Origin of the sequence: Lacticaseibacillus manihotivorans DSM 13343 = JCM 12514 (assembly GCF_001435035.1) — a bacterium.
GTDB lineage: Bacteria > Bacillota > Bacilli > Lactobacillales > Lactobacillaceae > Lacticaseibacillus > Lacticaseibacillus manihotivorans.
In genome coordinates, this window is the sequence record NZ_AZEU01000179.1 from 48746 (window position 1) to 57611 (window position 8866).

An 8866-nucleotide genomic window follows, 5' to 3' on the forward strand; every position below is an offset into this window, starting at 1 on the left:
AGCGTTCCATGACCAGCCCGCCGGAGCACTTTTTGTCGGAACCCACAGATTTTCGGGCCGCAAGGCATTGGTATAGCTAACTGGAAGATTAAAATCACGCTGACGATGCCGGACAGCGTGAGCAAATGAAGTTCGATTTTTTAGGAGGAATTATGCAAACCAAGCGTCCTTTTACTGGCCATGGCTGGGTCTTATTAATATTATTCGTTGCCTTGCTGCTGGACGGGGTGTTGAGTCTGGTGCTGGGCCAGTGGATCATGACGGCACGATTTTCTGGCATTCCCGAATTGACGTTGATCACCTTGTTGATGATCGTGATTTTTTTGCCGGATGAGCCGTATATTGTATTGTATGCAGTGGGCTTTGGCCTATTGTTTGACATGGTTTATACCGGGATCATTGGCATCAATGCGTTGATTTGGCCATTGATCGTCTATATTGCGATGCAATTGCGCCAGTTCATTCCCAAGTCGCCATTATTTGTTGGCGCCTTGGTGGTGATTTCCGTGACGATTTTTTGTATTGCTGATGATTTGATGAATGAATTTATCGGCTTTGGGACTACCAACTTTGCGACCTTGGTATCCGTGCATATGGGACCAAGTTTATTGGTGAATTTAGTCGGCTTTGCGATTGTGTATTTGCCTTTGAGCCGATTATTGATAAACTTAAAGAGGAGTTAGTGAATGCCACCGGCTTGCCGGTGGTGTTTTAGTAGCAGGGGAAACCCGTTGAGAGGTGAGAGCGTGGATGCAGTAATTCTAAAAGGGCGCAAAGACGGCTTCGAGTTGCAATTAGTCGATACCGCCGCTTGGGATGCCATTTTGACAGACCTAGACGCCTTATTACAAAAATTAGCCAATGACGCGCCAGAAGGGAATGTTGAGTTTAAGTTGTTGTCAGGCAATCGCTTGTTGACGGCAGACCAACAAACCCAGGTCCAGCGCTTGTTTGATCGGTTTGGACGCTTTGAGATCAAGTCTTTAACGGCCAACGTTGAAGACCCCAGCGCATTTAAAGCCAAACTCTTAGCGCAAGCGACGCATATTGTTGGTGGCATCGTGCGCTCTGGCCAAAGTTTGGAATTTCATGGTGACGTGGTGTTTGTGGGCACGTTGCATGTTTCAGGCACATTGAAAGCCACTGGGAGCATTTTTGTGTTAGGCCAGGTAGAAGGGTTGTTGATCGCAGGCGCTGCAGGGGATACCAGTGCGGTGATTGCCGGCGACATCAGCCATGCTGGCCAGATCCGAATCGCGGATACCGTTGAGATCATCGATAAGAATGATTATCAAGCTGATACTTTGTCTTACATCAACGATCTACATATTTTGGAACACGGACACGTCGCCGACTTATCGAAGATGCGCCCGAAACTTTTCCGGAAACTGGAGGACTTGTAATTGGGAACAGCATTAGTTGTCACCTCAGGTAAAGGCGGGGTAGGGAAAACCACTACCAGCGCCAACATCGGGACAGCCTTGGCATTGCAAGGCAAGCGCGTGGTGTTACTGGATCTTGATATCGGTTTGCGGAACTTGGATGTGGTGTTAGGTTTGTCCAACCGCATTATTTACGATATCGTCGATGTTACCACTGGCCGGGCGAAGTTGCATCAAGCGTTGATCAAAGACAAACGCTTTGATGATCTGCTTTACGTGTTACCAGCCGCCCAAAATGCCGAAAAAGACGCGCTCGAACCGGAACAAGTCAAAGAAATCGTGGCGCAATTACGCGACGAATTCGACTTTATTTTGTTAGATTCACCAGCTGGCATCGAACAAGGCTTCCGCAATGCCGTAGAAGGCGCCGATGGGGCGATTGTGGTCACCACGCCAGAAATTTCAGCTGTGTCTGACGCGGATCGTGTGGTCGGCTTGTTGGAACAACGCGACATGGTTTACCCACCGCGTTTGGTGATTAACCGGATCCGCCTGAAGATGATGGATGATGGCCGCGCCATGGATGTTGATGAAATTACCCAACATTTGGGCATCGATTTACTCGGAATCATTATCGATGATGATGATGTGATCGCCACTTCCAACAAAGGCGATACGGTTGTGATGGATCCAGACAACTTGGCGTCCAAAGGCTACCGCAATATTGCGCGTCGCTTAATGGGTGAATCCGTGCCGTTGATGAAGTTGGAACAAAAGAAAGTCGGTTTCTGGCAACGGTTATTCCATCGCGGCTAAAATCTTTGTGAAAAGTTTTTCCGCAAAGCCTTGACAAAACATTAAAAGTTGATTAATGTTAGTCACATAATAAATCAATGCGTTGAGTGGAACTGGTAGCGCGTGATGACGTCAAGCGAGCTTGGGCAGGTGTAAGCCAAGCCGTCACCGCATTACCTCACATCCACGAGTGCACCGCTGAAATCAGTAGGCGATGCCGGTTGGCTCGTTATCGCCGTGGTTGAAAAACACAATGAGGCTCGTGAAGTGATTCATGGGCGAACATGAGGTGGCACCGCGGCATTCAAGTCGTCCTCAAACAGCTTTGGCTGTTTGAGGACTTTTTTGTGCACAGTGCGTCCCAAGCGGTTTTAGCAACTCGAGTAGCCTAGCTGTCAACTTTAAACTGGTTTTTGTTTGAAGCTGACAGCGTAGCTAGTCGCGGCTGCGTTTCTTGGGTAAGCACGCCTCAGTGTTTAAAGTGTTTTTCAACCACACGAGGTTTGCGTTGTGAGGCGTAAACGAAGTGAGGTGGCACCACGCGTGAAGCGTCCTCTCGTACGAGTTTTCGTATGAGTGGGCGTTTTTTATTTTCGACAAAAGGCCAAGGAGGCAGTGACATGAAATATGTATTTGAAATTTTACCGGCATTATTATCAGGGATGAAGTTGACGCTGGGCGTTTTCTTTCTCACATTGATCGACTCGATTCCGTTGGGGATGTTATTATCCGTCGGGTTGATGAACAAAGCCAAGAACATTCTCGGCAAGTTGATCAATTGGTTCTTGACCGCTTATGTGTGGTTATTCCGTGGGACGCCATTATTGCTCCAATTGATCTTCGTTTTCTACGGTTTGCCATTGATTGGGATCGTGTTTGATCGGTTCAACGCGGCGATTTTTGCTTTCATCTTGAACTACGCGGCTTACTTTGCTGAAATCTTCCGCGGGGGCTTTGGGGCGATCGAAGAAGGTCAATTCGAAGCCGCGACGGTGTTGAACTTAACGCGTTGGCAAACGTTGCGTTACGTCGTGATCCCGCAAGTGTTGAAAGTGGTTTTACCATCCATGGGGAATGAAGTGATCAACTTGGTCAAAGATTCCAGTTTGGTTTATGTTATCGGCTTAGGCGACTTGCTTCGCGCCGGCAACGTGGCCACGGCGCGCGACGTCACCTTAGTCCCACTGGTTTTAGTTGGGGCGATTTACTTGATCATGACTGCTTTGTTGACTTGGGCACAAAAGAAGGTCGAAAAATCCTTCTCTTATTACCGCTAGGAGGCCGCTTATGTTAGAACTGAAAAATATTGCCAAATCATTCAATAACCAAGCTGTACTTGCTGACATCGATTTGACCATCGAAGATCACAAAACCCTAGCGATCGTTGGACCTTCAGGCGCTGGGAAAACCACGCTGTTGCGGATCATCGCCGGGCTGTCACCAGCAGACTCAGGCGAATTCACTTGGCAAAACAAGTCCACCACACCGCAACAATTGCGCAAAGATGGCGTTATCGGCGTTGTGTTTCAAGGCTTTGAATTATTCCCGAACATGACGGTGCTTAAAAACATCACCTTGGCACCGACCTTGCAAGGGGTATCGGCTACCGATGCGGAAAAGCGTGCGCGTGATCTGCTGGAACAACTCGACTTGCCTGATCAAGCGGATGCTTATCCATTTTCCTTATCCGGTGGGCAAAAGCAACGGATCGCCATCGCCCGCGCCTTGGCGTTAAAGCCTGAGATCTTGTTATATGATGAACCCACCAGTGCTTTGGATCCTAACTTGCGCCACAGCGTTGCCAACTTGATCAATGCTTTTAAAGCCCAAGGGATGACCCAAGTGGTGGTCACGCATGATATGGAATTTGCTCAAGAAGTCGCAGATACGACCTTCACGGTGAAGAAGCTAGGCGGTGAGCGTTCATGAAGCGTTGGTTGAAATTCCTTTTCGTCGCAGCCGTGGCTGTGATCGCGGTCGGCGCTAGCGGTTGTGCAAGGCGGACTGCCAGTAACTCCTGGCCGCGGATCAAACAAGATAAAAAAGTCGTCATCGGCTTGGATGATTCCTTCGTGCCCATGGGCTTCCGAGAAAAAAATGGGCAGTTGAAAGGCTTTGATATCGACTTGGCCAAAGCAGTATTTAAACTTTATGGCATCAAATGTGATTTCCAACCCATTGAATGGTCGATGAAAGAAACCGAACTGAAAAACCAAACCATCGATTTGATTTGGAATGGGTATTCCGCCACCCCAGAACGGGCGAAGAAAGTTGCTTTTTCTGATGATTACTTGGTCAACCACCAACTGCTGGTCACTAAAACTAAGTACAACGTCAATTCTTATGCTGATATGAAAGGCAAAAGCTTAGGCGTACAAACTGGTTCTAGTGGTGCCGCGGCCTTGGATGCGAATCCCAAAGCCTTAAAGCAATATATCAAAGGTCAAGATCCCGTGTTGTATGATACCTTCACCAATGCGTTCTTGGATCTGAACGCCGGTCGGATTCAAGGGATCTTTATGGATGAAGTGTATGCGCGCTATTACGTGGCGCACCAACCAGACCCATCCAGTTACAAGATCCTGCCGTCCAAAGGTTTTGACTCTGAAGCCTTTGCCGTGGGGATGCGGAAATCTGATACGGAATTGCAATCCAAAATTAATCAAGGCTTCAAAACCTTGGAGAAAAATGGGACCATGGCCAAACTCAAACAAAAGTGGTTTGGCACCGATGCCAACTAAGTATGCTACACTAAAAAGCGTAACCGATGCGGAGACGCTTTTTTTGGTGGCCAGTGCGATTTCAAGCGAACTTACTCGATCCGGTAGCCTAGTTTCAAGCATTGCGCCTGGGCTTTGGCACAATGCTTGAGACGTAGCCAGCTGTGTTGGGGTTGCTTGTTATTGCACGATGACGGAAGACTCGGTAAGAAAAAGGGGGCGAGGGTATGTGGCTAGTTTGGACCATTGCGATCATTGTGGTGATCAACGCGGCATTGGCAATGATCACCGTGTTTTATCAACCGCGCGATATTGCAGCGACTTGGGCATGGCTGCTAGTTTTACTCTTATTGCCAGTGATCGGCTTGGCCCTTTATTGGATCTTTGGCCGCAAATTATCCAATCAAAAGCTGGCCACCTTGGCCACCCAAAAGCGCTTAGGCATCGATGAAATGGTGGCGGCGCAACAAGAAGCCATTGCGGTTGGGCAAGATTTGATCGGCCAACAAGAACTCGCTGGCGTGCCAGAACTCGTTCGTAGTTTGCTCAAAAGCGACAATGCCTTGGTTACCACGATGAATGATGTCCAACTGATTTTCACGCAAGCAGCTTATTTAAAGGCAATTTTTGCGGATTTGGAAAGTGCGCAAGATCATATCCATTTAGAAGTTTACGCGTTAGCGCCAGATGATATCGGTTTGAAAGTGCGTGATACTTTGGCGCAAAAAGCCCGTACTGGCGTCAAAGTGCGGGTGATGTATGATGCATTTGGATCGCACCGGCTCACTCACAAGTTTTGGCTCCCGGTGATCCAAGCCGGTGGTCAAGTGGAAGCTTTTTTTGCGACTAAACTCGCGCGCGCTAACCCCCGGATCAATTTCCGCAATCATCGCAAGTCCTTGGTGATCGATGGCAAAATCGGGTACTTAGGTGGTTTTGATCTCGGCCGCAGTAAGAAGCGTTGGCAAATCACCCGCGATCTTGATTTGCGGATTCAAGGCCAAGCAGTGGCGGTGATGCAGGCGCGTTTTTTCATGGATTGGAACACGACGGCTAAAATTAAAAAAGTCCATTTTCAAGCCGCATACTTCCCGCAACCAGATGATCATGGTGATGTGACCATGCAAGTGGTATCCAGTGGGCCTGAACAAACGCATGAAACCTTAAAGCTCGCCTATTTACGGATGTTTGCGCAAGCCAAAACCAGTATTTTGGTGCAATCGCCTTATTTTGTACCAGATGACAGTTTATTAGATGCGTTGATCATTGCGGTCAATGCTGGTATCGATGTGCAAGTGATGATCCCACGTCACTCCAATCAGCCGCTGATGACCGCTGCCAGCCGGTTTTATCTAGATCGGGTGGTCGCCGGTGGGGGCAAAGTCTTCTATTATGAAGGCGGATTTTTACACACCAAAGCGGTGATCATTGACGGGCGAATTTTAGCGACTGGGACGGCGAATATGGACATTCGCAGTTTCAAATTGAACTTTGAACAAGCGGCAGTATTATACGCGCCGAATTTGGCCAAGCAAGTGGTGGCGCAATATCAAATGGATCTGATCAAAGCCACCCCTTATACGATGGCGGCGGTAACCAAGCGTTCGCGGCATTCACGCTTGACCTCTGAATGGGCGCGGTTATTGGCACCAATTTTGTAAGTTTTGGCCAAGTTATTCGATAAGGCGTCAAACTTGGATATATTCATGACGCATGTTATGATAACGCTTGTAGTTGGAAGAATTGTCCGTCACAAAGGGGAGCCATTGGCTGAGAGTGGGGAAACCCAGACCCTTCGAACCTGATCGTTAGTACGAGCGTAGGGATTGTGAACGTCGCAAATGCGACCTTCTTTGTGGACGGATACACAAAGGAGGAATTGTGATGCAAACAACTCACAAGCATTTACAAATTGTTTTAGAAGTGGCGATCATCGCTGCATTCGCGATGGCGTTGGAGTATATTCCCCATAAAACTGGGATCTCTGGTGTCGAAATGAGCTATGGCTTGATCCCCATCAGTGTCTTAGCGTTACGCCGCGGCGTCGGACCAGCGATGGCGGCCGGTTTAACTTGGGGTTTGTTGGATATGTTACTGATCGGCATCGGTGAAGGCAGTGTCTTAAATGTGACCCAAGGCTTTATCGAATATCCGATCGCTTTTACAGTCGCAGGCTTAGGTGGTTTATTTTACAAGCCATTCCAAAAAGCTTTAGCGGACAATGCCCATGCCAAAATCTTGGGCTGGACTTGGGCCGCTGTGGTGTTAGGGGTTGTGGCCAAGTATTTGTGCCACTTTTATGCCGGGATCATTTTTTGGGGCAGTTACGCACCAAAAGGGATGCCTGCCTGGATCTACTCACTGGCTGTCAACGGCGGGTCTGCGATCGCCACTGGATTGTTAGGGTTGATCGTGCTGACGGCTTTGGTCACCATGGCCAAGCATTTGTTCTTACCCAAAGCGACTGGCCGGTTAGCGGCAAATTAATATTGAATCAATTCAAGCAAGGTGCAACTGGTGCCTTGCTTTTTTAATTGCGGTCGGCCGGTTTTAATGCAGTTTTTTCTGGAAATTTGTCAAATGGTGTTGAAGGATAGTTTTTATCCTTTGAAGGTCTCCCCGACCGTGGGAGGCCTTTTTGTTATTTAATTGTTTAAGGAACTATGATGGATGCAGGGATAATGGTATTTTCGGCGAAGGCCTGGAGCTGGCAGTTGTTTCCGGAATCTTAGGCGGTGAGCTGATAGACCCGGACGAACATGTTGGCTTGGTTGGCGAAGCCATAACAGGTGCGCTTAAGTTCCTTGATTTTGCGGTTGACGCCTTCAATAGGACCGTTGGAGTATGGCGATTTAGCGGCGTTGATGATCCATGGGAGATTCTTACGCAAGGTGGCGATGGCGGTATCCATGATAGAGCCTGTTGGCTGATATTCGGTGATCAGCCGCTTGAGGACACGAGGATGACCACCCATCAAGGCTTCATGGATGGCAAGGTAAGTCTCATAGGCAGCCTTGAAATTAGTTGACACTGCAGTGCCGAGATCGATGGCATTTTGTTGGGTCGAGTATTCATTGAGACCGAATAAATAGCGCGACGTCTTGGCATCGGGATGAGCCAAATGGAATAGTCGCCAAAGCGACTTCAACACCTTGTATTCGCGAGACTTCCCATCTAATTGTTTGAGCGTTGTGACACGGATCTGGTCCATTGCGCGTCCGATCATTTGCACGATGTGGAAGCGGTCGATGATGATCTCAGCGTTTGGGAAAAGTTCGTGAACGATGAGCTGATAGGCGGCGTTCATGTCCATAACGACGCGCTTAACAGTCGCGCGTTGCGCAACACTATATTGGTTGATTAAGAACTCCTTGATGTCCTTATTGAGCCGTCCCCCAAGTACTTTGACGGCCTTATGGGTATCAGCGTCTATACAAATGAAAGACATCGCCGATTTAGTCGAACGAAACTCATCAAAACACAGATTCTCTGGGAGCTTGCGACTGGCGTGCGGATGAATATTGTCGTTGAGCGCTCGTTGAACGGAGTTCGTGGAGATTCCCAGAAGTAGCGCAATGGTCTTTACTGTGAGCGACTTACTCGCGAGCTTCAAAGCATCTATCACCAGTTTGTTTCCAATTGAATGATTCGCTTTGACAACAGACGTCGTCGCTGTGCAGGTTGAGTGGCAGTTCGAACAGCGCCACCGTTGCTTGTTTAGTTCAAGGAGGACAGGTTGATCTGACGGGCCTTCAACGTGAATATGGGTGAGCTTGTGTCCGTTCTTGTGAAGATCGGGGAAACCGCACTGCGGGCAGTTTGTGAGCGTGTACGTGAGTTCGGCGTGGATCACCAGGTATTTCTTGCGACCAGACCCTTTGCCGTGAAAATCTTCTCGAACGTCTTGAATATTAATCCTGGATTATTCATAGAATTTCAAAAAAGCAGCGCAATCCCACGATTCACACG

Annotated in this window: 9 protein-coding genes and 1 riboswitch; of the genes, 8 read left to right on the top strand and 1 reads right to left on the bottom strand. The window is 48.4% G+C overall.

The genetic code is table 11. From position 1 onward, the window contains the following. Positions 1-152 precede the first annotated feature (152 nt). The 8 genes from mreD to thiT all read left to right on the top strand — a co-directional run bounded on the left by mreD (position 153) and on the right by thiT (position 7384). On the top strand, positions 153-683 hold the full coding sequence (gene mreD / locus FD01_RS10505) for a rod shape-determining protein MreD (RefSeq protein ID WP_056964183.1): 531 nt from the start codon (positions 153-155) through the stop codon (positions 681-683). A 63-nt stretch (positions 684-746) separates the two neighbouring features. Continuing rightward, the gene (locus FD01_RS10510; protein WP_054718819.1) at positions 747-1403 is read left to right on the top strand and encodes a septum site-determining protein MinC; all 657 of its coding nucleotides are present in this window, start codon (positions 747-749) and stop codon (positions 1401-1403) included. Next, positions 1404-2198 (top strand): septum site-determining protein MinD, encoded by a 795-nt coding sequence (gene minD, locus FD01_RS10515; RefSeq protein ID WP_054718816.1) that lies wholly within the window; start codon positions 1404-1406, stop codon positions 2196-2198. Between the two features lie 599 nt (positions 2199-2797). Continuing rightward, positions 2798-3454, top strand: coding sequence for an amino acid ABC transporter permease (locus FD01_RS10520; RefSeq protein ID WP_054718813.1), 657 nt, complete (start codon positions 2798-2800; stop codon positions 3452-3454). 10 nt (positions 3455-3464) lie between these two features. Beyond that, positions 3465-4106 carry an amino acid ABC transporter ATP-binding protein gene (locus FD01_RS10525; protein ID WP_054718810.1) on the top strand — a complete coding sequence of 214 codons (642 nt, stop codon included), beginning with the start codon at positions 3465-3467 and terminating at the stop codon, positions 4104-4106. Beyond that, positions 4103-4918, top strand: a complete 816-nt coding sequence (locus FD01_RS10530) for an amino acid ABC transporter substrate-binding protein (protein ID WP_056964185.1) — start codon at positions 4103-4105, stop codon at positions 4916-4918. Before FD01_RS10525 ends, FD01_RS10530 begins: the two co-directional genes overlap by 4 nt. Before the next feature lie 206 nt (positions 4919-5124). Further along, positions 5125-6558, top strand: a complete 1434-nt coding sequence (gene cls, locus FD01_RS10535; protein ID WP_056964188.1) for a cardiolipin synthase — start codon at positions 5125-5127, stop codon at positions 6556-6558. A gap of 85 nt (positions 6559-6643) precedes the next feature. Then, positions 6644-6740, top strand: a riboswitch (TPP riboswitch). A gap of 41 nt (positions 6741-6781) precedes the next feature. Beyond that, positions 6782-7384, top strand: coding sequence for an energy-coupled thiamine transporter ThiT (gene thiT, locus FD01_RS10540; protein WP_056964190.1), 603 nt, complete (start codon positions 6782-6784; stop codon positions 7382-7384). Positions 7385-7625: 241 nt separating this feature from the next. Here the strand turns inward: thiT and FD01_RS10545 are convergent, their stop codons facing one another. Further along, the gene (locus FD01_RS10545; protein WP_054718825.1) at positions 7626-8813 is read right to left on the bottom strand and encodes an ISL3 family transposase; all 1188 of its coding nucleotides are present in this window, start codon (positions 8811-8813) and stop codon (positions 7626-7628) included. Positions 8814-8866 lie beyond the last annotated feature (53 nt).

Excerpts from the sequence above, each read along its gene's own strand:
- mreD (WP_056964183.1), top strand. The coding sequence starts at position 153 with ATGCAAACCAAGCGTCCTTTTACTGGCCATGGCTGGGTCTTATTAATA.
- FD01_RS10520 (WP_054718813.1), top strand. The coding sequence starts at position 2,798 with ATGAAATATGTATTTGAAATTTTACCGGCATTATTATCAGGGATGAAG.
- FD01_RS10525 (WP_054718810.1), top strand. The coding sequence starts at position 3,465 with ATGTTAGAACTGAAAAATATTGCCAAATCATTCAATAACCAAGCTGTA.
- FD01_RS10530 (WP_056964185.1), top strand. The coding sequence starts at position 4,103 with ATGAAGCGTTGGTTGAAATTCCTTTTCGTCGCAGCCGTGGCTGTGATC.
- cls (WP_056964188.1), top strand. The coding sequence starts at position 5,125 with ATGTGGCTAGTTTGGACCATTGCGATCATTGTGGTGATCAACGCGGCA.
- thiT (WP_056964190.1), top strand. The coding sequence starts at position 6,782 with ATGCAAACAACTCACAAGCATTTACAAATTGTTTTAGAAGTGGCGATC.